Source organism: Comamonas guangdongensis (genome assembly GCF_041079535.1).
Taxonomy (GTDB): Bacteria; Pseudomonadota; Gammaproteobacteria; order Burkholderiales; family Burkholderiaceae_C; genus Comamonas; species Comamonas guangdongensis.
Genome location: NZ_JBFYGN010000003.1, coordinates 1 through 22,717, shown reverse-complemented (window position 1 = coordinate 22,717; position 22,717 = coordinate 1). Strand labels below are relative to the sequence as shown.

Here is a 22,717-nt window from a genome sequence, read left to right as displayed (position 1 = left end):
TTAATTAGGGACATATTAATAAAAAAGAAAATGTCCAACAAATTCAAATGATTAGAAAATTTCAAGACAGGTGCGTGACAAGCCTTAGACGGCTTTTGGCGGCCTGCCGGCGCGCTGGCGCGTGATGCGACGCTTGGTCTTTTGTTGCAATTTTTCTATAAAGGCCTCGTCCCCCAGGGCCCAGCCACGCAGCGCCGCATGGCTGATGCGCTCCTGGACATAGCTGCCGAGGCCCGCTTCAACCGCTGCCACATAGGCCGCATCGCGCGCAAACGGCGTGTTTCCCAGCGCCCAGAACAAGGTGTGCGGCATGATCAGCGCGTCGTTGCGCAAACCCGCATTGGCCGCATAGCTGGACCAGGACCAGTCCCCAGGCTTTTGCACCAGTCCTGCCCGCACGGGATTCAGGTCCATGGAGACCATGGTCGGCACCAGCCAGTCCTCGGCCTGCAGCACGGTCCCGCGATAGCGGCCTTCCCACAGCGTGCCGCTGCGGCCATGGCGGTTGTTGAAGTAGCGCACATAGCTGCGCCCCACAGCCTGCATGAACTGCGGCAGGCCCTGATCGGAATGGGGTGTCAGCAGCAGATGAAAGTGGTTGGGCATGAGCACATAGGCGTGCACATCCACATCGAAGCGCCTGGCCATCTCGCGCAGCAGGTCCAGCATCTGCTGCCGGTCCTGGGCGTCCACGAAGATCTCCGCACCGTTGTTGCCCCGCTGGATGATGTGGTGCGGCATGTTTGCCAGGGTCAGTCGAGGAAGGCGTGCCATGGGTACGGAAGTGCGCAGACAGAAAGACTCCCCATTATCAAGCGCGGAACCCCGCTGTTGCACAGCAGCACCGGCTGTCACCATGGTGCGCTGACAGGAAGTGACCGCCGCCTAGACTGCAGCATCCCTGACCAGCAGGCCGCGCCACGACCCCGGCCCATACGGCGACCCCATATCTACTGCACAAGCTTTCATCTGCGATGCCATCCGCACCCCGTTTGGCTGCTACGGTGGCGTCCTGGCCGGCGTGCGCACCGACGACCTGGCCGCCATTCCCCTCAAGGCCTTGATGGCCCGCAATCCCGGCGTGGACTGGGCGGCCGTCAGCGATGTGCTCTACGGCTGCGCCAATCAGGCCGGCGAGGACAACCGCAACGTGGCCCATATGGCCTCGCTGCTGGCCGGTCTGCCCCTGGATGTCCCAGGTGCCACCCTCAATCGTCTCTGCGGCTCGGGCCTGGATGCCGTGGGCACGGCGGCCCGCGCCATCAAGAGCGGCGAGGCCGGATTGATGATTGCCGGTGGCGTGGAATCCATGAGCCGCGCGCCGTTTGTCATGCCCAAGGCCGACTCCGCCTTCAGCCGCAACAACGCCGTCTACGACACCACGATTGGCTGGCGCTTCGTCAACCGGCTGATGAAACAGCAATACGGCGTGGACTCCATGCCGGAAACGGCCGAGAACGTCGTCGACGACTTCGGGATCGAGCGCGAAGCCCAGGACCGCATGGCCCATGCCAGCCAGCAAAAAGCCGCGGCCGCCATTGCCGCAGGACATCTGGGCCGCGAAATCACCCCGGTCCATATCGCCCAGAAGAAAGGCGACGTCCTCGTCGTGAGCCAGGACGAGCATCCACGTGCGACCACGCTCGAAGCCCTGGGCAAGCTCAAGGGCGTGGTGCGCGATGGCGGCACGGTCACTGCGGGCAATGCCTCGGGCGTGAATGACGGCAGTTGCGCACTACTCCTGGCCAATGAGGCCGCCGCGCGGCAATACGGGCTCACGCCAAGGGCCCGCATCGTGGGCATGGCCGTCGCCGGCGTTGCCCCGCGCATCATGGGCATGGGCCCGGCGCCGGCCACGCGCAAGGTGCTGGAACTGACGGGCCTGAGCCTGGCACAGCTGGATGTGATCGAGCTCAATGAGGCCTTCGCCGCCCAGGGCCTGGCCGTGCTGCGCGACCTGGGCTTGCGTAACGACGATCCACGCGTCAACCAGTGGGGCGGCGCCATCGCTCTGGGTCACCCTCTGGGAGCCTCGGGCGCGCGCCTGGCCACCACGGCCGTGAACCAGCTGCATGCGCTGGGCGACCGCTACGCACTTTGCACCATGTGCATAGGCGTGGGTCAGGGCATTGCCGTGATTCTCGAAAAGGTTTGAAGCTCGGAAATTTGAGAGCCGTCAGCCCGTGTAGCGTTTGGCCCTCAAATTATTCTTCATCTGCTCCAACGCCGGCTGCAGAGCCGGCCCTATGCGCAAGGCCACGCAGGTGGCCAGCACATCGATGATGAGTAAATGCAGCAGGCGCGACACCATGGGGCTGTAACGGTCGTAGCCTTCGGGGTGATCGGCGGCCAGGTGGACCTGGCATGCCGCAGCCAGCGGCGAGCCGCTGGCCGTGATGGCAATCGTGGTCGCTCCGTTCTTGCGCGCAATGTCCGCAGCATCCATCAGGTCACGTGTGCGGCCGGAGTTGGAGATGATCACCACACAGTCGCCAGGCCCCAGCAGGGTGGCACTCATGACCTGCATATGGCCATCGCTGGTGGCGAGACTGGTCACGCCAAGGCGGAAAAACTTGTGCTGCGCATCCAGAGCCACGATGCCCGAATTGCCGGCACCATAAAACTCTATGCGCTTGCCGGTCTGCCAGGTCGCGGCAATGGCCTGCGCGGCCTGCTCTATTGCCACCGTGCTGGCCGCATTGCGGTACTGCAAAAAAGCCGCAACCGCGTTGTCCACCACCTTGACCATGACGTCGCTGGTCTTGTCATCGCTATCCACGCTGCGATGGATGAAGGGCACGCCTTCGCTGACGCTGCCGGCCAGCTTGAGCTTGAAGTCCGCCAGCCCGTCATAACCCATGCTGCGGCAAAAGCGCACCACCGTGGGTTTGCTGACATGAGCCCGCAGAGCCAGCTCACGCACCGGCAAATGCGCAAAAGCTCTTGGATCGCTCAATACCAGACGCGCAACACGCTGCTCTGCAGGCGCCAGAGATGGAAGAGAGGCCGTGATGCGATCAAGCATATTGTCAGCAGCTATGACAGGAGCAGTTAATAAACGCCAAACCGGCAAGCATAAGACCGAAGTGGCCCACGGCACAAAAGACTGGAACAAAACGCCGGCATTTCTGCAAATAAATCCCATGGCCGCAGCCTGTGCAAGCGGATTTTCTCCTGCACCTCGATGCCCGGCGTTGACCTGTCTCGTTCTCAGCCGCCGCGCCAAGCCCTACACTTGCTCACCAGCCTGAAACACATCAAAGGACGGACATGAATCAGTTGGAGGCGCTCAAGCAATTCACAACCGTGGTCGCGGACACCGGTGATTTTCATCAACTGGCGCAGTTTCAACCCCAGGATGCCACGACCAATCCATCGCTGATTCTCAAGGCGGTCCAAAAGCCCGAATATGCCCCGCTGATGCGCGCCACCGTGGCGCAATTCAAGGACAGGGCGCTGGACGAAATCATGGACCGCATCCTCGTGCGTTTCGGCTGCGAGATTCTGAGCCTCATTCCCGGCCGCGTCTCCACGGAGGTGGATGCACGCCTGTCCTTCGATACGCAAGCGACCGTCACCCGCGCCGAGCGCCTGATCGAGCTCTATCAGGCCGCCGGCATCCATACCGAGCGTGTACTCATCAAGATCGCCGCGACCTGGGAGGGCATTGAAGCAGCCCGTATTCTTGAGCAGCGCGGCATTCATACCAATCTGACCCTGCTGTTCTCCTTCTGCCAGGCCGTGGCCTGCGGTCAGGCCAGGGTCCAGCTGATTTCGCCTTTTGTGGGCCGCATCTACGACTGGTACAAAAAGCAGGCCGGAGCGCAATGGGACGAAGCAGCCATGGCCGGCGCCAACGACCCCGGCGTCAGCTCCGTGCGCAAGATCTACAACTACTACAAGCACTTCGATATCGCCACCGAGGTCATGGGTGCAAGCTTTCGTAACACCGGCCAGGTTCTGGCCCTGGCCGGCTGCGACCTGCTTACCATTGCGCCCGAGCTGCTGGCCCAGCTGTCCGGCCAAGACGACTCGACCAAGCCGCTGGCCCCCTCCCTGGTTCCAGCAACGGCCAAGGCTCAGAACCTAGAACGTTTGCTGTATGACCAGGCCTCGTTCCGGCTGGCACTGAACGAGGACGCCATGGCCACAGAAAAACTGGCCGAGGGTATTCGAGCCTTCGCCGCCGATACGCAAAAGCTGGAACTGCTGATGCAGCAAGCCGCCTGATCCACTGGAATTTCTTTTGACCGCTCTTTGTCATGAACTGCCTGCCTGGCAGACCCTGCAAACCCATCACGAGTCACAGATCCGGCAGCTGGATCTGCGCCAAGCCTTTGCACAGGAGCCGCAACGCCTCGAAACCTTGAGCATGCAGGCACCTCATGTGTTTGCCGATCTATCCAAAAACCTGTGGACGGCAGATACGGAGCGGCTGCTGCAGCAACTCGCGCATGAAAGCCAACTGGCCGCCAAGCGGGATGCCATGCTGGCCGGCGCGGCCATCAACAGCACCGAACAGCGCAGCGTCATGCACTGGCTGCTGCGCACTCCCCTGGATGCAGGCCAGCTTGCGGCATCGCCAGTGCTGCAAGCCTGGCAGCCTGATATGAAGACTGCCCTGCAGGAGGTTCATGACACACTGAACCAGATGCTGGCCCTGGCCGACGCAGTCAGGAATGACCGGCAGATCACCGACATCGTCAACATCGGCATAGGCGGCTCGCATCTGGGGCCCGAGGTGGTGGTCAACGCGCTCGAGGACTGGATAGACACGGGGAAGAATTTCCACTTTGTCTCCAATGTCGACGGGCACGAGCTCGGCCATGTGCTGCACCGCATCAAGCCCGAGCGCACGCTGTTTCTGGTTGCCTCCAAGTCATTCACCACCGCCGAGACCATGCTCAATGCCCGCTCGGCGCGGCAATGGTTTCTCGACCATGGCGGCAGCGAGGACCCCAGCGAGGCCTGCTCCATAGACCGGCATTTTGTGGCGCTGACCACCAACAAGGCGGCTGCGGCACAGTTCGGCATACAGCGCACTCTGGGATTCTGGGACTGGGTCGGCGGCCGCTTCTCCCTGTGGTCTGCAATAGGCCTGCCCATTGCCATTGCCATAGGTCCCATGCAATTCAGGGCCATGCTCGACGGAGCGCATGCGATGGACGCCCACTTTTTCACGGCTCCATTGGTGCAGAATCTGCCGGTACGCCTGGGCCTGCTGGATGTCTGGTATCGGGATTTCTGCCAGTTCTCGAGCCGCTGCATAGCCCCCTACAGCCACGGCCTGCGCCGTCTGGCGGCCTATCTGCAGCAGCTGGAGATGGAAAGCAACGGCAAGAGCGTCACCCGCGAAGGGCTCCCTCTGTCTGTCCCCACCGCTCCCATCATCTGGGGCGAGCCGGGCACCAACGGACAGCATGCGTTCTTCCAGATGCTGCACCAGGGCCAGGACATCATCCCCGTGGAGTTCATCGCTTTGCGCGATGGCGGCAAATACCTGGGCGAACACCATCAGAGTCTGGTCGTCAATGCCATCGCCCAGGCACAGGCATTGATGGTGGGGCGCGATGGCGAAGGTGCAGAAAAGTTCTGCCCCGGCAATCGCCCCAGCAGCTTTTTGCTGCTGCAAAGACTAGACCCGGCCTCGCTGGGGGCCTTGATCGCACTCTATGAGCATCGGATTTTTGTGTCCGGCGCCATCTGGAACATCAATAGCTTCGATCAGTGGGGAGTCGAGCTTGGCAAAAAACTCGCCAAGCAGTTGCATCAGCGCCAGGACAGCCAGGACTGGGAAGGAGTCGATGCCTCGACGCAGGGACTGATGCAGCGCCTGGCCCATAGCAATTTCTGAACCAGGCCAAGCGCCTAAACAGGCGGCCGGCAAGCTTTCAAGACTCCGACTATGTGATCAGTCCAGCAGATCGGAGTAATCGCCGCGGTCATAGCCTTCGATCCGCTTCCAGGGCTGGGCCAGCGGTCCCGGCAGCCGCGTGGCCGTGACCACAATGCGCTCGGTGCCATGGGCATCGCCACGCTCCACACGGCGCGCGAACTGGTTGGCGATGTCCCAGTCGACCACCGTGGTCTGCTCGCCGGCCACGGCCTTGTAGCGCTGCACACCGGCCTGGGGCTTGCCCACGCGCTCCATGCCCTGCAGCGCCGTGGGCGGCACGATCCAGTAAACATTCTCGAACGAGCCGCCATAGCCGACATTGCCATGATGGGCCTGGTCCACCGAGATCACGCGGCGCAGCTTGGCCAGCACGACCTCCACCGCCACCTTGCCATCCTCCGAGCGGCGCACGGACAGCGGCGCGGCGCGTGCCTCGTCGTGCGCGTGGCCCGCATGCGGGCCATTCTCGTGCTCGTGGCCATGCTCCTGGCTCTGGCGCAGCGCGGCGGGCAGTTCGCGCTCAATCCACAGCTGGCCCTTGCGGCGGTAGACACGGTTGGTATAGATGCTGCTGCGCCGCACGCCGTCGCTGCCAACACTCATGGCCTCATAAGTGATGCGCAGATCGGCCTCGGGCGTGGCCTGCACGGCAGCCGAGGTGCGAGCCGGGACATCGCTGGCCTTGGCGCTGACCAGGTTCGCGGCGGGCGTGGGCCTGGCGGTCTGCGCGAAGGCCGGCAAAGCCGTCAGGGAGCAAGCCAGCCAGGCGGCGGCAAGCCAGGCGCCAGACAGGGGACGAAGAGGAAATGCAGAAGAACTCATGGATGACAGGTGATGGAGACAGTAGATGCGCAAAAACCGGTGCCGGGCGCAAGCGCCACGGCTCCGGTTGCAGTTGGCTTCAGGCCAACCGAAATCATGGGAATTACAGGCCCGCAGCTTCCCTGACCTTGGTGAACACCTTGGTGTTGTCCATGGTGCCCTTGAAGATCTTGGCGCCCGCGCCGCTGGCAAACAGCATCACGTCGCCGCCGCCGTGGGTTTCGGAACCGGGCGTCCCCAGGTTGATGCCCACTTCCTGCAGGAAGTTGTCATCGGTGGTGTCCACGGCCGTCAGGTCGTCGCGCGCTGCGCCGCGCGCCGGTGCAATCCAGGGCTTGTTGCCATCCTCGGCATTGACCTGGCTGGACGGCGTGGCATTGGGGCGGCCGCCATTGCCGAAGACCAGTGTGGTGTAGGGCTTGCCATTGGCGTCCTTGGACAGATTGCCGCTCTGATAGTCGGCCACCTTGCCCAGAATCGGGTTGCCCAGCTTGGAGTAGCCGTTGAACACCATGTTGTGGTCGTGATCGGCGGTGACCACGATCAGCGTGTTCTTCAGGCCCGGGTCTTTTTTCTGCATATAGGCCATGGCGCTCTCTATGGCCTTGTCGAAGGCCAGAGTGTCCTCGAGCGCGCGCTTGGCATTGGTTCCGTGCAGCGCGTGGTCGATGCGACCGCCCTCCACCATCAGGAAGAAGCCCTTGTTGTTGCCGCTCAGCACATCCAGCGCCTTGGTCGTCATGTCGGCCAGGCTGGGTTCGTCCTTGTTTTGCTTGACGCGGTCCAGCTCATAGGACATCTCGCTTTGCGTGAACAGGCCCAGCAGCTTGCCGGCCTTGGTCGCGTCGAGCGCGGCCAGTTCGCTGCCCTTGCTCACAAACGAATAGCCCTTGGCCTTCATCATGTCCACCAGATTGACCTCGTCCGAACGCTTGCTGCCGGCCGTGGACTTCGGAAAGTAATTGCGCTGGCCGCCGCCCATGAGCACATCGATGCCGTCACCAAGCTTGAGGTTGTAGTTGGCGTGGCCGGGCACGGACTGCTCGGCAATGGTGTTGTAGCCGTTGCGGTTGCAGATATGGGCATAGGTCGCGGCGGGCGTAGCGTGGCCGACGCGCGTCGTCGAGACCGCACCTACCGAGCGGCCCAGGGCCTTGGAGAGCTCCAGCAGGGTCTGCGCGGGCCGGCCGTTGCCGGGCGGGCAGGTCGTGTCCTCGCCGCTGATGTACTGCTTGCCGCTGCCGTCGACGGCCGAGGTCTCCGCCGACATGGAGATGACCTCGTTGTTCATCTTCACGCCGGTCATATAGGCCGACATGGAGGGCGCGCTGTCCGTGGTCTGGCCGTCGAGCGAGAAGGTCTTGATGCGCGCGGCATAGGGCAGGGACTGCATCTGCAGCTTGGCGTATTCGCTGCTCTTGAGCGAGCCGGGCTGTGCTGCCAGCTGCTTCTCGCCCTTGTAGATGCGAGCGGCCGTGACGGTTACCGGGCCCATGCCGTCGCCCAGGAAGAAGATCACGTTCTTGGCCTCGCCGGCCGCGTGGGCGGCGGGCGCCAGCATGCTCAGCGATGCGAAGGCGGCCAGAGCGAGGGAGGTCTTGCGGAAAATCGAATGCATTTGGAATTCCTTGGATGCGGTCTTGACAAGGCGCGGCATCACAGGCCGATGCTCTTCTTGATCAGGCTGAAGACTTCGGTGTTGTCGATCACACCGGAGAAGTTTTCGGCTCCCAGGCCCTGGGCACCCAGGAACACGTCGGCACCACCATGGGTTTCGGAGGCCAGCGGCACCACGGCTTCCTGCAGATAGTCGGGGCTCTCCAGCGTGGAGCTGTCGATGGAGCCGCGTGTGGCCAGGCGCTTGGGGCCGTTACCGAAGCCGATGATGGTGTAGGGGTTGCCGTCCACGTCCTTGGAAGGCTGGCCCGTCACATAGTCCTTGACCAGACCCAGGATGCCGGGCTTGCCGGACTCGGTCTTGCCCGTGCGCTGGGCATAGCCGTTGAGGTTGAGCGTGTGGTCGTGGTCGGCGGTAACGACGATCAGCGTGTTCTTCAGGCCCGGATCGACCTTCTGCATCTTGGCCAATGCCGCCTTGATGGCGTTGTCGAAGGCCACGGTGTCCTGCAGTGCGCGACGGGCGTTGGTGGCATGCAGCGCGTGGTCGATGCGGCCGCCTTCGACCATCAGGAAAAAGCCCTTCTTCTTGGCCGTGAGCGCATCGATGGCCTTGCCCGTCATTTCGGCCAGGCTGGGTTCCTTGGATGCATCGCGATCCAGGTCGTAAGCCATATGGTCCTTGGTGAACAGGCCGGCGATCTTGCTGCCGTCCACGGGCAGCTTGTCGAAATCGGCCTTGTTGGCGGCGAAGCTGTACTTCTGCGTCTTGAATTCGGCGATCAGATTGCGCTTGTCGTTGCGCTTGCCGCCGTCTTCCTTGGGCGTGAAATAGCTGGAGCCGCCGCCGAAGACCACATCCACGCCGTCGCCAAGCTTGGCGTTGTAGCCGGAGCCGCCAGGCACCAGGGCCGCGGCAATGGTGTTCTCGGCATCGCGGTGGCAGACATGCGAATAGGTCGTGGCCGGCGTGGCATGGGTGATGCGTGCGGTGGAGACCACGCCCGTGCCATAGCCCGCGGCCTTCATCTGCTCCAGCAGCGTGGGCACGGCCTGGCCGTTGGAGGTCGGGCAGGTGCTGTCATAGTTGACCTGGTAGGGCTTGCCGTTGGCGTCCGTAGCCTTGGTCGCGGCCGTCATGGAGATGACTTCGTTGTTCATCTTCACGCCGGTCATATAGGCGGCCATGGAAGGCGCGCTGTCGGTCACCTGGGCGTCGTTCGAGAAAGTATGGACAAAGGCCGTCTCGGGCAGCTGGTCCATGGTCAGCTCGCCGTCCTCGCCCACGCTGTAGATGCGCGCCGCAGTCATGGTTGTCATGCCCATGCCGTCGCCCAGGAAGAACAGCACGTTCTTGGTCGGCGCCGCGCTCGTGGACGGGCTGTCGCTGCCACCGCAGGCACTGAGCGACAACAGGACGCCAGCCAGTGCACTGCACAACAATTTCTGCTTCATGCGGATTCCCTCATAGATCGGGGGTCTGCCGCATCCCATATGCAACATGCCTCCCGTTAGATTGATGGAGGCACTGTAAAAAACCAACGTGTCAGCGCCATGACTGCTGCATGACAGATCGAGCACCGCCGGGCGCCAACTGCTGCACGCCCTGGCCTTGCCGGCATGAAAAAAGCCCTGCCGCAATCAAGCTTGGCAGGGCCTATCAAAGCAGAGCTGCTAGCGCAGGCCAGGCCTGCATATCAGCACGAAATCAATATCAAATCATTGATCTGCAGGCGCAGGCAGCTCATTTTTTTGCGCTTCCGCCGGCAGCATGGGAAAGCGGCTGGCCTGCAGCGAGGCGATGCCGAACTCGGCCAGCAGCTGGCGCAGGCGCTGGTCTGCGCTGCGCTTCTTGTGGCCGGTGTAGCGGGCCACGATGAGCTCGTTCTTCATGCTGTGCTCCCAGCCCACCAGCTCCGTCACCGTGACCTGGTAGCCGCAGGCCTCCAGATACAGGCAGCGCAGCACATTGGTGATCTGGCTGCCCATCTCGCGCGTATGGATGGGATGGCGCCAGAGCTCGGCCAGCGGCGTGCGCGACAGGCTCAGCGCCTTGGTCTGGCGCAGGCAGGCCGCCACCTCGGCCTGGCAGCAGGGCACGAGCACCATGGCCTTGGCTTTTTTCTCCAGGCCGAAGGCGATGGCATCGTCGGTGGCGGTATCGCAGGCATGCAGGGCCGTGACCACGTCGAACTGGCCGGGCATGAAGTCCGCACGGGTGGACTCGGCCACCGACATATTGAGAAACTCCATGCGCTCGAAACCCAGCTCCGCAGCCAGCTTCTGCGAGCTTTCCACCAGCGGCGCGCGTGTCTCGATGCCGTAGATCCGGCCATGCCCCAAGGTCTTGAAATACAGGTCGTAGAGGATGAAGCCCAGATAGGACTTGCCCGCACCATGGTCGGCCAGGGTGACGGCATGCCCATCCTTGGACAGCTCGGCCAGCAGCGGCTCTATGAACTGGTAGAGGTGGTAGACCTGCTTGAGCTTGCGGCGCGAATCCTGATTGAGCTTGCCTTCGCGCGTGAGGATATGCAGGGCCTTGAGCAGCTCTATGCTCTGGCCTGGCTTGAGTTCCAGCTGCGCGGCAATATCCTGCGCTGCCGCAGCGGCCTTGCCGCCCGGCTTCTTGTCCAGCCTGGCCATCAGCTGCCCGCCTTGACCGCAGCGTGGCCGGTAACGGGGCAGCGCGGGCCCACGTCCAGGTCCAGCCAGCCCTCGATGCCGATTTTTTCCAGCGTTTCCATATTGCGCTCGTAAATCGACTCGGCCTCGGGAAAGACCTCCACGGCCTTGTCTATGCTGTCCTCGCGCAGCAGATGCAGCGTGGGATAGGGCGAGCGATTCGTGCAGTTGGTCACGTCGTTCACATCCGTGCCTTCGAACTGGAACTGCGGATGGAAGGACGCCACCTGCAGAATGCCGCCCAGATCCAGCTCCTCGACCATGGCATCGGCGACCTCGAGGAAATCGTTGAAATCCAGAAAGTCCTGCAGCGCATGGGGCAGGATCAGGAGCGTGGTGTCGCGCTTTTCCGCACTGGCCTCGGCCAGAGCCTCAAGCTCGCGGTACAGGTCTTCGGCCACGCCCTCGGCGTCCGTGGCTGCGCTGACCACGTAATGGATCTGGCCCTTGACATGCACGCCCTTGGCGAAAGGACACAGATTGAGCCCGATCACCGCCTTCTCCAGCCAGCGCACGGTGTCATCAATCACGACATCGGGGGGAAAGCCCTGGTCGGCGGTGGTGGTGGTTTCGGTCATGACAAGGCCCTCCTAAATGCAAACGGGGGCTAAGAACAGGTTCTTATCCCCCAGAGATTGCGCACTGGGCGGGAAAAATCCGGCACTGGCACACAGGTCCAGCATTCTAGCGAGCCAGCCTGGGCGCTGCTTGAGTACCGGCTAAACCACCCTCCTCCGAGCAGCTTCAGGCCGCTCCCAGCAGGCGCAGACCCGTAATACGCTCATGCTCGCGCGCGGCGTAACGATCGGTCATGCCGGCGATAAAGTCGGCCACCACGCGCGCTCTTGCGCTGACGCCATCGGCTTCCCGCGCACGCTGCACAAAGCGCGGCTTCATGCGCTCGGGCTCCACCATATAGGCCGCAAACAGGTCGCGCACCACCTGCTGCGCGCTGTCCATGGTCTGCATGACCTGACCATGGCGGTAAAGCTGCTTGAACAGGAATTGCTTGAGCACCAGGGACCTGGCCTTCATCTCTGCGCTGAAGACTATCAACACCTTGCCGCAGGCGCGCACCTCCTGCACCGAGCGCACGCCCGCCATCTGCAGCTGCGCGCGCGAGCTGTCGATCACGTCATAGACCTGGTCGCTGAGCATGCGGCGTATGCTCTCATAGAGCAGCTTGCGCTGCTCCTCGGGCAAGGTCAGGAGGGGCCAGTCGGCCAGAGTGGCTTCGTAGTAATGGGCAAACAAGGGCACTGCGTCGCACAGCTGGGCCATGGTGATCAGGCCGGAGCGCACGCCGTCATCCACGTCATGTGCGTTATAGGCTATCGCGTCGGCCAGATTGCAGAGCTGGGCCTCCAGCGAAGCCTGGGTGCCATCGAGAAAACGCTGCGCCACGCCACCGGGCTCGCGCTCCTCCAGTTGCCGAGCATTGGCAAGAGAGCAGTGCTTGAGAATGCCTTCGCGTGTTTCGAAGCTGAGATTGAGGCCGTCAAAGGCCGGATAGCGCTCTTCCAGCCTGTCGACCACACGCAGGCTCTGCAGATTGTGCTCGAAGCCGCCATGCGGCCGCATGCACTCATTGAGCGCGTCCTGCCCCGCATGGCCGAAAGGCGTATGCCCCAGATCATGAGCCAGGCTGATGGCCTCGACCAAGTCCTCATCCAGACCCAGGGAGCGGGCGATAGAGCGGCCCAGTTGCGCCACTTCCAGCGAATGCGTGAGCCGCGTGCGAAACAAATCGCCTTCGTGATTCACAAAGACCTGGGTCTTGTAGACCAGCCGCCTGAAGGCCGAGGAATGGACGATGCGGTCGCGGTCGCGCTGAAACTCGCTGCGCGTGGGCGCGGCCGGCTCGTCAAAGCGGCGCCCGCGGCTTTGCAGGGGATTGCAGGCATAAGAGGCCAGGTTCTGCATTCGGTCGCTCTCGACAACTCAACGAGAACCACTCTAACAGCTCGGCCCTAGTTCAGGCCTGCATCCCCGCAATCTCCTCAGCCGGCGCGGCCGGACACGAACCAGCCGATGTATACCCGCTTCAAGCGCAGCAGCTGTCTATGACCTCGCGCACCAGCGCATCCGGCGCCGAGCGCACCACGGCCTTGCCGGGGCCATCGATCAGCACAAAGCGGATTTCCCCGGCTTCGGATTTTTTATCGATGCACATCAATTCCAGATAGCGGCCGGCATTGTCCTGCGCATCGATCACGGCACCGCGCACCGGCAGGCCTGCCTGCTCTATGAGCTTGCGCAAACGCAGGACAAAGCTCTCATCCACCATGCCGAGACGCCTGGAAAGCTCGGCAGCCATCACCATGCCCGCAGCCACGCCTTCGCCGTGCAGCCAGTTGCCATAGCCCATGCCGGCCTCCATCGCATGGCCGAAGGTGTGGCCGAAATTGAGGATTGCGCGCAGGCCCGCTTCCTTTTCATCCTGGCCCACGACCCAAGCCTTGATCTCCACGCTGCGCTTGACCGCATGGATGAGTGCAGTGCGATCACGCTGCAGCAGGGCAGCCATGTTGTGCTCAAGCCAGGAGAAAAACTCCATGTCCGCAATCGGCCCGTATTTGATGACTTCGGCCAGGCCAGCGCTGAGCTCGCGCGCCGGCAAGGTATCCAGCGTGGCCAGGTCGCAGACCACCAACTGGGGCTGGTAGAACGCGCCTATCATGTTCTTGCCCAGAGGATGGTTGATGGCGGTCTTGCCGCCTACCGAGGAATCCACCTGGGACAGCAGCGTGGTCGGCACCTGCACAAAAGGCACGCCGCGCATATAGCTGGCGGCCGCAAACCCCGTCATGTCGCCGACCACACCTCCGCCCAAGGCAAACAGCACAGTCTTGCGGTCACAGCCGTGGCTGAGCAGGCCGTCAAAAATCAGGTTCAGCGTCTGCCAGTCCTTGTGCGCTTCCCCATCGGGCAGCACCACCTCATGGACCTGCGCGTATTTGTTGCCCAAGGCCTGCTTGAATGCGGAAAGATAGAGCGGCGCCACCACCTCATTGGTCACGATCAGCGCCGCGGCGGCCTTGGGCAGGGCCTGCCAGGTTTGGCCTTGCGCCAACAAATCCTGAGCAATCACGATGGGGTAGCTGCGCTCGCCCAAATCAATCTGCACGGTTTCCACAAATTTCCTTTTCAAAATGCGCGGCATCAAATGCCCAGGGTCTTCAAGACTAGGACTGATTTCCCAATTCCACCTGCATGGCCACGCGCTGCGCAACCTGAACCGCCGACAGACCCGCGCCGGCCACCACAAAGTCCGCCACATCCCGGTACAAGGGGTCTCGGACCGCATGCAGATCCAAAAGGCGCTGCAAGGGGTTGTCTACCTGCAGCAGCGGCCGCTGAGTGTCGCGCTGCAAGCGCCGGGCAATCTCATGAGGCGAAGCGCTCAGATAGATCACCTGGGCATGCTCTGCCAACCGGGCTCGATTCTCGGGCTTGAGCACCGCACCGCCGCCGGTGGCAATCACCATTTTCCGGGAGCTGGCCAACAAGCGGGCCAGCACCTCCTGCTCCACCTCGCGAAAGCTTGCCTCCCCCTCTCTGACAAAGAACTCGCGAATAGTGCATTTGATCTGCTCTTCAATCGCCACATCCACATCGACAAACGGCATGGACCAGCGCCTGGACAGATAGCGACCTATGGTCGACTTGCCACTGCCGGGCAGGCCGACCAGAGCGATATGCGAATTCGTCACCAAGTTCATTGCATCATCAAGCGATACGCCTGCATCCGACACCAAATCGGCAATTGTCGCAGTCTTGCAGTACCGAGCGCAAAAAAGGCCTGCACAAATCATCATGCAGGCCTTGCCCGGAATAGCGACAAAGAGCTAGCTACGCTATTTATTTGCTCGCACTGCGTACCTGGTTGAGCATCTTGGGAGTGATGAACACCAGCATTTCACGCTTGGTCGATGCCTTGGTGGTATTGCGGAATAGATGCCCCAGCACCGGCAGATCGCCGAAGAGCGGAACCTTGTTGACCTGATTGGTTTCTTCCATTTCAAAGATACCACCAATCACCACGGTTCCGCCGTTTTCGACCAACACCTGAGTCTTGATGTGCTTGGTATCAATGGCCACGCCCTGGGTCGTTGTCTCGCCGCGGCTGTCCTTGTTCACATCCAGATCCAGGATGATGTCTCCCTCTGGTGTGATCTGCGGCGTGACTTCCAGCTTCAGCACCGCTTTCTTGAAAGAAATCGTTGTGGCGCCGTTCGGGGCCGTGACGGAGTAAGGGTACTCCGTACCCTGCTCGATCAAGGCCTTGTTCTGATCGGCAGTTACCAGACGCGGATTGGAGATGATCTTGCCATCACCTTCGGCCTCCAGAGCAGATAGCTCCAGCGACAGAAAACGAGTCATGGAGCTATTGAATACCGAAAAGGCGACCTGACCGACTGTGTTGATACCTGAAACACTGGCAGGCAGATTCACAAAATTCTTGGAAAAATCGGTCTGCAGTTTACCTGAACCGTCCGTGATTGCGGTCTGATTGGCGATACCCGTGGTTAGGGATCTATTACTTCCTATCGCTCCGCCACCAAATTTCACCCCTAATGACTTACCAAAGGTATCGCGAGCTTCCACAATTCGGGCCTCGATCATCACCTGACGTACCGGTACATCCAGCGTGGCCAGCAAGGCCTTCATCTCCTCGAGTTTTGTGGGCGTGTCCGTTACAAACAGCTGATTGGTCCGCGGCTCGGAAATCGCCGAACCGCGCAAGGACAGAAAGCGTGTGCTCGCCCCGGTACCACCCGCACCACCAGACGATGTCGTGATCTGCTGCAGTATGTCAGCCGCCTTGGCATAGTTCAGCTGAAAGCCTTGAGTTCGCAGCGGCTCCAGCTTCTGGATTTCCATAGCTGCTTCATAGTCGCGCTTGGTGCGCGCGTCGATCTCGTCCTTGGGCGCAATCCAGAGCACGGTGCCGGATTTGCGCATGCCCAGGCCCTTGGCATCCATGATGATCTGCAAGGCCTGATCCCAGGGCACATCCTTGAGGCGCAAGGTCAGAGCGCCTGTCACGGTGTCAGATGTCACGATGTTGAAATTCGTGAAATCGGCAATCACCTGTAGCAAAGAGCGTACTTCAATATTCTGGAAGTTCAGCGACAGCTTTTCACCACTGTAGCCTGGACCCTGCGTCAGCTTGCTGGCATCCACTTTTTTCTGGCGCACTTCCAAGACAAACTGATTGTCGCTTTGGTAAGCGCTATGCTCCCAGTCGCCGACGGGCTCGACGCGCATGCGTACGCGATCGCCCTGCTGGCTGGTCGCGATGGTCTGCACGGGCGTGCCAAAGTCCGCCACATCGAGCTTGCGGCGCAGATTTTCAGGCAGGGCCGTGCGCAGGAAATCGACGGTCAAGCCCTTGCCTTCCTGGCGTAGATCCACTCCGACCTGGCTATTGCTCAGGCTCACGACAATGCGCCCCGAGCCATCGACGCCACGCCGGAAGTCCACACTCTGAATCGGCGCCACATCCGAGGAGGTGGATTTGCTCTCGAACACACGCGCCATGGCAGGTGCGGCTGCATTGGCCGCAGCCGCCGCAGTCGCCGGATCCAGCAGAATCAGCAGGCTCTTGCCCTGCCGCTGCAAGCGATAGGTCGTCGCGGCTTTCAGATTCAGAACGATGCGCGAGCGACCCGAGGCCTCAACGATATTGGCCGAGCGCAGATTGCCCTGATTGAAATCCAGCAGCGATTTACCGGAGGCGTTGGTGACGCCAGGAAAGTCCAGCGCAATCCGCGCAGGAGACTGGATCACAAACCCCGTCGGATCGGCAGCCAGAGACTCGGACAGCTCGACCCGAATCACCTCCGCGCCCGACTGCAAGGTGCCTGTCACGGCTTCGATGCGCGCCTCCGCCCAGGCTGCCGAGCAAAGCAAGAGTCCGCTCAGGGCCACTCCCCAACGGGCTTTCGCCAGAATGCTGTGGTTACTGCCCATCATTTGCTTCCCTCCTGCAACTCCAAAGTGCTTGTTCTCTCAATCCAGTCCCCCCCGCCATCCTGAACAATCTCACGCAGTTGGATGGAGTTCTCGGTGATCTTGGTGATTTTTCCGTAGTTTTGCCCCAGGTAATTTCCAACGCGCACCTGATAGAGCAAGGTCCCAACCCTGATCAAGGCCGTGGGCACGCCCTTCTTGTCCAGGCTGCCCACCATGGTCATAGCATCCAGCGGCTCGGCTTCCAGAGGCTCTTTTCTGCGGTTGAGCTCGGGGGCCAGCAAATTGGCACTGGTATTGGCCTGCGCAGACTCCTTGCGCAGCACCTGAATTAGCTTCAACGGATTGAACGGCTCCATACCGTCTGCCGCCGTGTAGGCCTGCGGCTTGAAAGGCTTGGGCTCTTCCAGAGGCGTGACCCTCGGCTTGGCATTTGCCCTCTCCTGCGCCATCCAGCTGCGCAGCTCATCCTCGTCAGAGGAGGCGCAGCCCGACAACAGAAACCCTGCCAGCAGCATGAGCCCGAGAGGAATCATCGTTTTTCTCATTTCTTCCCCTTTGCCGCTGCGCGCTGGGCCTGGATCTCATCGGCATCCAGATAGCGGAAGGTACGCGCCGTCGCATCCATGGTCAGGATATCGGCCTCCTTGCCCGCTGGAGCAATGGACAGATTGTTCAAGGTCACGATACGGGAAAGAAATGCCACATCCGAAGCAAAAGCGCCGATGTCGTGATAGCGGCCCGTCACCTTCAAGGTGATGGGCAGTTCGGCATAGTATTCCTTGGTCACGATGGCGCCGGGACGAAACACTTCAAACTGCAGGCTGCGCCCCAGGCCGGCCTGGTTGATATCGGAAAGCAGCGCCGCCATCTCGGCCTTGCTGGGCAGCTGCTTTTCCAGCTGCGTCACATATTGCGCCACCTGCTCGCGTTGCTTTTTCAGAGCGTCCAGGCTGGCGGCCTTGACCAGCTTCTGCTGGTAGTCCTGACGCAAGGTGACTTCCGTGTTTCTCTCCTGCTCCAACTCATCCTCATAGTCCTTGAGCATGACAAACCACAGCACCGCAGCCACAGCCAGCGCCACCACTAAATAGAGAAGCGCCTTGGGCAGCGACGGCCATACCGAGGGGTCGTTGGGATCGAGATTGCGGAACTGGCGCTGAATCTTTTCCTGCAGCGCAGAGAAATCAATGTCCAGAGATTTCTTTTTTGCCATTACTGCGCCTTCACTGGAGTGGTGGCCGAGGCCGGGCTTTTTTCCGCTTCGCTGGCCCGCGCCAGGTTGAAGCGCAGCGTGAATGCTGCCGCGCGCCGTTTATCCTTGGCCGTCACATCCACCGTCTTGGCCACGATTTCCATGAGCTCGGGCTTGGAGAACCACGGCGTGCCCTCGGTGAGATTGCGCAGCATCTCGGAGATGCGTTCATTGGACTGGGCCGTGCCTTGCATGGTGACCAGCAAACCGTCTTGCTTGATGCTGCTGATATAGACCCCATCGGGCAGCTGGCGCACCAGCTCATTGAGCATATGCACTGGCAGATTGCGGTCCGACTGCAGATCTTCCACGGCCTTCTGGCGTGCGCGCAAGGCTGTGATTTCCGCTTCCAGGCCTGCGATTTCCTTGATCTGCGCCTCCAGCACCTTGATCTCGGAGCGCAGCAAATTGTTCTTCTCCTGCTGGCCTTCGATCATGACCTGGAAATACCAGTAGACCAGACCGGCGATGAGCAGCCCCCCCAGAGCCGCCAGCACCATATTGATCTGAAACGCTTCTTTTCTGCGTTTCTTGGCTGCTTCGCGATGCGGCAATAGATTGATCGATATCACGCCGTGAACCTCCGCATTGCCAGGCCGCAGGAGGTCAGGTAGGACGGAGCTTCACGCGCCATCTTTTTCAGTCTCACGCCGCTGCCGATCTCCATGCCATCAAAGGGATTGGCCAGGCTGCAGGCGCAGCCCGTCTGCTGGCTCACTGCCTCGACCAGGCCCGGCAAAGAGGCAGAGCCTCCGGCCATCAGAATATGATCGACGCGGTTGTAGGGAGTACTGGTGAAAAAGAACTGGAGTGCGCGCGCCACCTCCTGAGTCAGGCTCTGCACGAAGGGCTTGAGCACGCCCGAGCCATAGTCGTCGGGTAGCTCGCCGCTGCGCTTCTTGGCCTCGGCCTCCTCGGGAGAAAAGCCATACTGGCGGGCGATCAGCTGCGTGAGCTGGGCACCGCCAAAAGCCTGGTCCCGCTCATAAAGCACCTCTTCGTTGCGCAGCACCTGCATGCTGGTGGTCATGGCCCCCACCTCGAACAAGGCCACGATGGCATCCTGCCCATCGTTGGGCAGACGGGACACCAGCCGCGTTGCCGCCATGCGTGCCGCATAGGGCTCGATATCGACCACCACGGGCTTGAGACCTGCGGCCTCCGCCAGCCCCTGGCGGTCCTGTACTTTTTCCTTGCGCGAGGCTGCGATCAGCACATCGACATCCCCGGAGGAAACTGCCGAGGGGCCGACCACGCAGAAGTCCAGACTCACCTCATCGAGGGAGAACGGAATGTATTGATTGGCCTCGGACTCCACCTGAACTTCCATCTCCTGCTCACTTAAGCCTGCAGGCAATGAAATCCTCTTGGTGATCACGGCCGCCGCGGGCAGCGCCATGGCCACATTCTTGGTGCGTGTGCCGCTTTTCTTTACGAGACGCCGCACGGCTTCCGCGACTTCATCGAATTTTTCGATGTTGCCGTCGGTGATCCAGCCTTTTTCAAGCGGCTCGATGGCGCAGCGCTCCAGCTGCCACTCACCGGTATTGCTTTTGCCCAGCTCCACCAGTTTCACGCTGGATGAGCTGACATCAATGCCAAGCAAAGGCGCAGGCTGACGGCTGAATAAGGAACTCAGAGCAATCAACGTGCCCCCCTTGATTTGTAAGAACAGAAACAAAAGCCCACAGTACCCGGGAATGCTAGCAGCAAGCTATAGCAGCCAGTCCTTTGCTGCAGGCAGTTTCACCACGCTCCGTGGTCAAAAAAAGACAAATTTGCGTACTATCAAATGCGAGCCTGTCTTCATCCATCCTTCCAACAGTGCTAACCCTGTGCTTTAGGATGGACCGCCAGCTCGGCACAGTCCGGGCCCCCATACCTGCTTTTTGGGGCATTTCTATAATGCCCTACCCTTTGCACGTACTGCGAAATGCCGCCATCAGAACATTCAAGCTACCAGGCCCCGCAGCCTGGCTCTCCCGCTCCTCAAAAACGCATGCACTGGCTGTTGCGCTCCATCTTCTGGTTGTTTGGTCTCGCCGTCGCAGGCGCGCTGGCCGCGCTGCTTGCGGTCGCCGTGGCCCTGGCCATGGCCTATCCCAATCTGCCGGATGTGTCGGAACTCGCGGACTACCGGCCCAAGCTGCCGCTGCGCGTCTATTCCAGCGAGGGAGCGCTCTTGGGCGAGTACGGCGAGGAGCGCCGCACGCTGACACCGATACAGGATATTCCCAAGGTCATGACCAATGCGGTTCTGGCCATTGAAGACACGCGCTTTTTCGAGCATGGCGGGGTGGACTACAAGGGCATGCTGCGCGCGGCTCTGGCCAACCTGGGCAAAGTCAAGAGCCAGGGTGCCTCCACGATCACCATGCAGGTGGCACGCAATGTGTATCTGTCTTCGGAAAAGACCTATACCCGCAAGATCTACGAAATCCTGCTGACCTTCAAGCTCGAGCATCTGCTGACCAAGGAACAGATCCTCGAGATCTACATGAACCAGATTTTCCTGGGCAACCGCGCCTATGGCTTCGCGGCGGCCTGCGAAGCCTATTTCGGCCACCCGCTCAAGGACATCACCGTGGCCGAGGCGGCCATGCTGGCCGGCCTGCCCAAGGCCCCCTCGGCCTACAACCCCATCAGCAACCCCAAGCGGGCCCGTGTGCGTCAGCTCTACATCATCGACCGCATGGAAGAGAACGGCTTCATCACGGCCGAGCAGGCCAAGCAGGCGCGCGAGGAGCCGCTCAAGCTGCGCACTGCCAGCAACTCGACGCGGGTGCATGCCGAATACGTGGCCGAAATGGCGCGCCAGCTCATTTTTGCCCAATACGGCAACGATGCCTACAGCCGCGGCCTGAATGTCTACACCACGCTCAACGCCGGTGAACAGGACGCGGCCTACAAGGCCCTGCGCGAGGGCATCATGAATTACGAGCGCCGTCAGAAATATCGCGGCCCCGAAAAATTCATCACCCTGCCCGCCACTGCCCAGGAGCAGGAAGATGCGATCGACGATGTGCTGGCCAACCATCCCGACAACGGCGATGTGATCGCCGCCGTGGTCCTGGATGCCTCGCCGCGCAAGATCGTGGCGGCGCGTGCCGATGGCGAGCATTTCGAAATCACCGGCGACGGCCTCAAGCCCGCCGAGTCGGGACTCAGCCCCAAGGCGCCGCCCAATATCAAGATCCGCCCCGGTGCGGTGATTCGCGCCATCAAGAATGCCAAGGACTCCTGGGAGATTACCCAGCTTCCCGAGGTGGAAGGGGCTTTTGTCGCCATGTCCACCCAGACCGGCGCCATCCGCGCCCTGGTGGGCGGCTTCGACTTCGAGAAGAACAAGTTCAACCATGTGACCCAGGCCTGGCGCCAGCCCGGCTCCAGCTTCAAGCCCATCATTTACTCGGCTGCGCTGGAGCATGGCTTCTCTCCGGCCACCATGATCAATGACGCGCCCATCTTCTTCAGTGCCGCGACCACCGGCGGCCAGCCCTGGGAGCCCAAGAACTACGACGGCCGCTACGACGGCCCCATGACCATGCGCACGGGCTTGAACAAGTCCAAGAACATGATTTCCATCCGTCTGTTGCAGGCCATAGGCCCCAAGACCGGCCAGGAATGGGCGACCCGCTTCGGCTTCGAGGCCGCCAAGCAGCCCGCCTATCTGACCATGGCTCTGGGTGCCGGCTCGGTGACACCGCTGCAGATGGCCGGCGCCTACTCGGTGTTTGCCAACGGCGGCCACCGCGTCAACCCCTGGCTGATTGCACGCGTCACGGACCACAAGGGCCGCATCCTGTCGGAATTCACGCCGCCACCGGTCAACGATCTGCCCCAGGTCATTCCCGCACGCAATGCCTTCATCATGGGCACCATGCTCAACGACGTGGCCCGCGTGGGTACGGCCGCCAAGGCTCAGGCCACGCTCAAGCGGCCCGACCTCTACGGCAAGACCGGCACCACCAATGATCAGGTCGATGCCTGGTTCGCGGGCTTTCAGCCGTCGCTGACAGCCATCTCATGGATGGGCTACGACACGCCGCGCAACCTCGGCTCGCGCGAAACCGGCGGCGGCCTGAGCCTGCCCATCTGGATCGGCTTCATGCAGCATGCACTCAAGGGCGTGCCCGTGGCCGAAGTCCAGGCTCCGGCCGGCGTGGTCAATGTCGGCGGCGACTGGTACTACGAAGAGAACGCCCGCAATGGCGGCGTCTCCAGCCTGGGCATGGACAGTGCCGGCGGCGACCCGAACGCCGCCGCGGGCCCGGGGGCCACGCCGCCGCCGGCCGCCGAGGAGCGCAGCCGCATCCTGGACCTGTTCCGCAACTAGGCGCAAAAAAGCCTGCCTCTCAACAAGGCAGGCTTTTTTTATGGCTCTGTCTGCGTTCAGTGTTGAACTCTCCATATTTCCCGCCAGTCCAACGTACATGTAGGACTGTCGGGAGACTTCAATGGACTCA

At 61.5% G+C, this 22,717-nt stretch carries 19 protein-coding genes; 4 read left to right on the top strand and 15 right to left on the bottom strand.

The window, feature by feature from the left end; translation table 11 throughout:
• Positions 1–84: 84 nt before the first annotated feature.
• A complete protein-coding gene (locus AB6724_RS03095; protein ID WP_369337045.1) occupies positions 85–774 on the bottom strand; it encodes a transposase in 690 nt (229 codons plus the stop codon).
• Between the two features lie 172 nt (positions 775–946).
• Between AB6724_RS03095 and pcaF the strand changes: the two genes are divergently transcribed.
• Positions 947–2,155: a 3-oxoadipyl-CoA thiolase gene (gene pcaF, locus AB6724_RS03090; protein ID WP_369337261.1), complete on the top strand. Its 1,209-nt coding sequence runs from the start codon at positions 947–949 to the stop codon at positions 2,153–2,155.
• Between the two features lie 21 nt (positions 2,156–2,176).
• On the opposite strand, the gene AB6724_RS03085 is transcribed toward pcaF, so the two are convergent.
• Positions 2,177–3,025: a MurR/RpiR family transcriptional regulator gene (locus AB6724_RS03085; protein ID WP_369337044.1), complete on the bottom strand. Its 849-nt coding sequence runs from the start codon at positions 3,023–3,025 to the stop codon at positions 2,177–2,179.
• A 245-nt stretch (positions 3,026–3,270) separates the two neighbouring features.
• Between AB6724_RS03085 and tal the strand changes: the two genes are divergently transcribed.
• Both tal and pgi read left to right on the top strand, forming a co-directional pair.
• Positions 3,271–4,230, top strand: a complete 960-nt coding sequence (gene tal / locus AB6724_RS03080; protein ID WP_369337043.1) for a transaldolase — start codon at positions 3,271–3,273, stop codon at positions 4,228–4,230.
• 16 nt (positions 4,231–4,246) lie between these two features.
• A complete protein-coding gene (gene pgi, locus AB6724_RS03075; protein WP_369337042.1) occupies positions 4,247–5,854 on the top strand; it encodes a glucose-6-phosphate isomerase in 1,608 nt (535 codons plus the stop codon).
• 57 nt (positions 5,855–5,911) lie between these two features.
• Here the strand turns inward: pgi and AB6724_RS03070 are convergent, their stop codons facing one another.
• The 13 genes from AB6724_RS03070 to AB6724_RS03010 form a co-directional block, all read right to left on the bottom strand.
• The gene (locus AB6724_RS03070; protein ID WP_369337041.1) at positions 5,912–6,718 is read right to left on the bottom strand and encodes a hypothetical protein; all 807 of its coding nucleotides are present in this window, start codon (positions 6,716–6,718) and stop codon (positions 5,912–5,914) included.
• 103 nt (positions 6,719–6,821) lie between these two features.
• Positions 6,822–8,336 (bottom strand): alkaline phosphatase, encoded by a 1,515-nt coding sequence (locus tag AB6724_RS03065; RefSeq protein WP_369337040.1) that lies wholly within the window; start codon positions 8,334–8,336, stop codon positions 6,822–6,824.
• Positions 8,337–8,374: 38 nt separating this feature from the next.
• The gene (locus tag AB6724_RS03060) at positions 8,375–9,790 is read right to left on the bottom strand and encodes an alkaline phosphatase (protein ID WP_369337039.1); all 1,416 of its coding nucleotides are present in this window, start codon (positions 9,788–9,790) and stop codon (positions 8,375–8,377) included.
• Positions 9,791–10,054: 264 nt separating this feature from the next.
• A complete protein-coding gene (locus AB6724_RS03055) occupies positions 10,055–10,981 on the bottom strand; it encodes a class I SAM-dependent methyltransferase (protein WP_369337038.1) in 927 nt (308 codons plus the stop codon).
• Positions 10,981–11,598: a DUF1415 domain-containing protein gene (locus AB6724_RS03050; protein WP_369337037.1), complete on the bottom strand. Its 618-nt coding sequence runs from the start codon at positions 11,596–11,598 to the stop codon at positions 10,981–10,983. The genes AB6724_RS03055 and AB6724_RS03050 overlap by 1 nt, the downstream gene beginning before the upstream one ends.
• 166 nt (positions 11,599–11,764) lie before the next feature.
• Complete coding sequence (locus AB6724_RS03045; protein ID WP_369337036.1) at positions 11,765–12,943, bottom strand: deoxyguanosinetriphosphate triphosphohydrolase; 1,179 nt, start codon at positions 12,941–12,943, stop codon at positions 11,765–11,767.
• A gap of 121 nt (positions 12,944–13,064) precedes the next feature.
• A complete protein-coding gene (aroB, locus tag AB6724_RS03040) occupies positions 13,065–14,183 on the bottom strand; it encodes a 3-dehydroquinate synthase (RefSeq protein WP_369337035.1) in 1,119 nt (372 codons plus the stop codon).
• 22 nt (positions 14,184–14,205) lie between these two features.
• Positions 14,206–14,742 carry a shikimate kinase gene (locus AB6724_RS03035; RefSeq protein WP_369337034.1) on the bottom strand — a complete coding sequence of 179 codons (537 nt, stop codon included), beginning with the start codon at positions 14,740–14,742 and terminating at the stop codon, positions 14,206–14,208.
• Positions 14,743–14,881: 139 nt separating this feature from the next.
• Entirely contained in the window at positions 14,882–16,999 is a 2,118-nt protein-coding gene (locus tag AB6724_RS03030) for a type IV pilus secretin PilQ (RefSeq protein ID WP_369337033.1), read from the bottom strand.
• Entirely contained in the window at positions 16,996–17,544 is a 549-nt protein-coding gene (locus AB6724_RS03025) for a pilus assembly protein PilP (RefSeq protein WP_369337032.1), read from the bottom strand. Before AB6724_RS03025 ends, AB6724_RS03030 begins: the two co-directional genes overlap by 4 nt.
• Positions 17,541–18,212 carry a type IV pilus inner membrane component PilO gene (locus AB6724_RS03020; RefSeq protein ID WP_369337031.1) on the bottom strand — a complete coding sequence of 224 codons (672 nt, stop codon included), beginning with the start codon at positions 18,210–18,212 and terminating at the stop codon, positions 17,541–17,543. The genes AB6724_RS03025 and AB6724_RS03020 overlap by 4 nt, the downstream gene beginning before the upstream one ends.
• Positions 18,212–18,823, bottom strand: coding sequence for a PilN domain-containing protein (locus AB6724_RS03015; RefSeq protein ID WP_369337030.1), 612 nt, complete (start codon positions 18,821–18,823; stop codon positions 18,212–18,214). Before AB6724_RS03015 ends, AB6724_RS03020 begins: the two co-directional genes overlap by 1 nt.
• Positions 18,820–19,899: a pilus assembly protein PilM gene (locus AB6724_RS03010; RefSeq protein ID WP_369337029.1), complete on the bottom strand. Its 1,080-nt coding sequence runs from the start codon at positions 19,897–19,899 to the stop codon at positions 18,820–18,822. The genes AB6724_RS03015 and AB6724_RS03010 overlap by 4 nt, the downstream gene beginning before the upstream one ends.
• Before the next feature lie 351 nt (positions 19,900–20,250).
• Here AB6724_RS03010 and AB6724_RS03005 point away from each other — a divergent pair, with 351 nt between their 5' ends.
• On the top strand, positions 20,251–22,587 hold the full coding sequence (locus tag AB6724_RS03005; protein WP_369337028.1) for a penicillin-binding protein 1A: 2,337 nt from the start codon (positions 20,251–20,253) through the stop codon (positions 22,585–22,587).
• Positions 22,588–22,717: the final 130 nt, after the last annotated feature.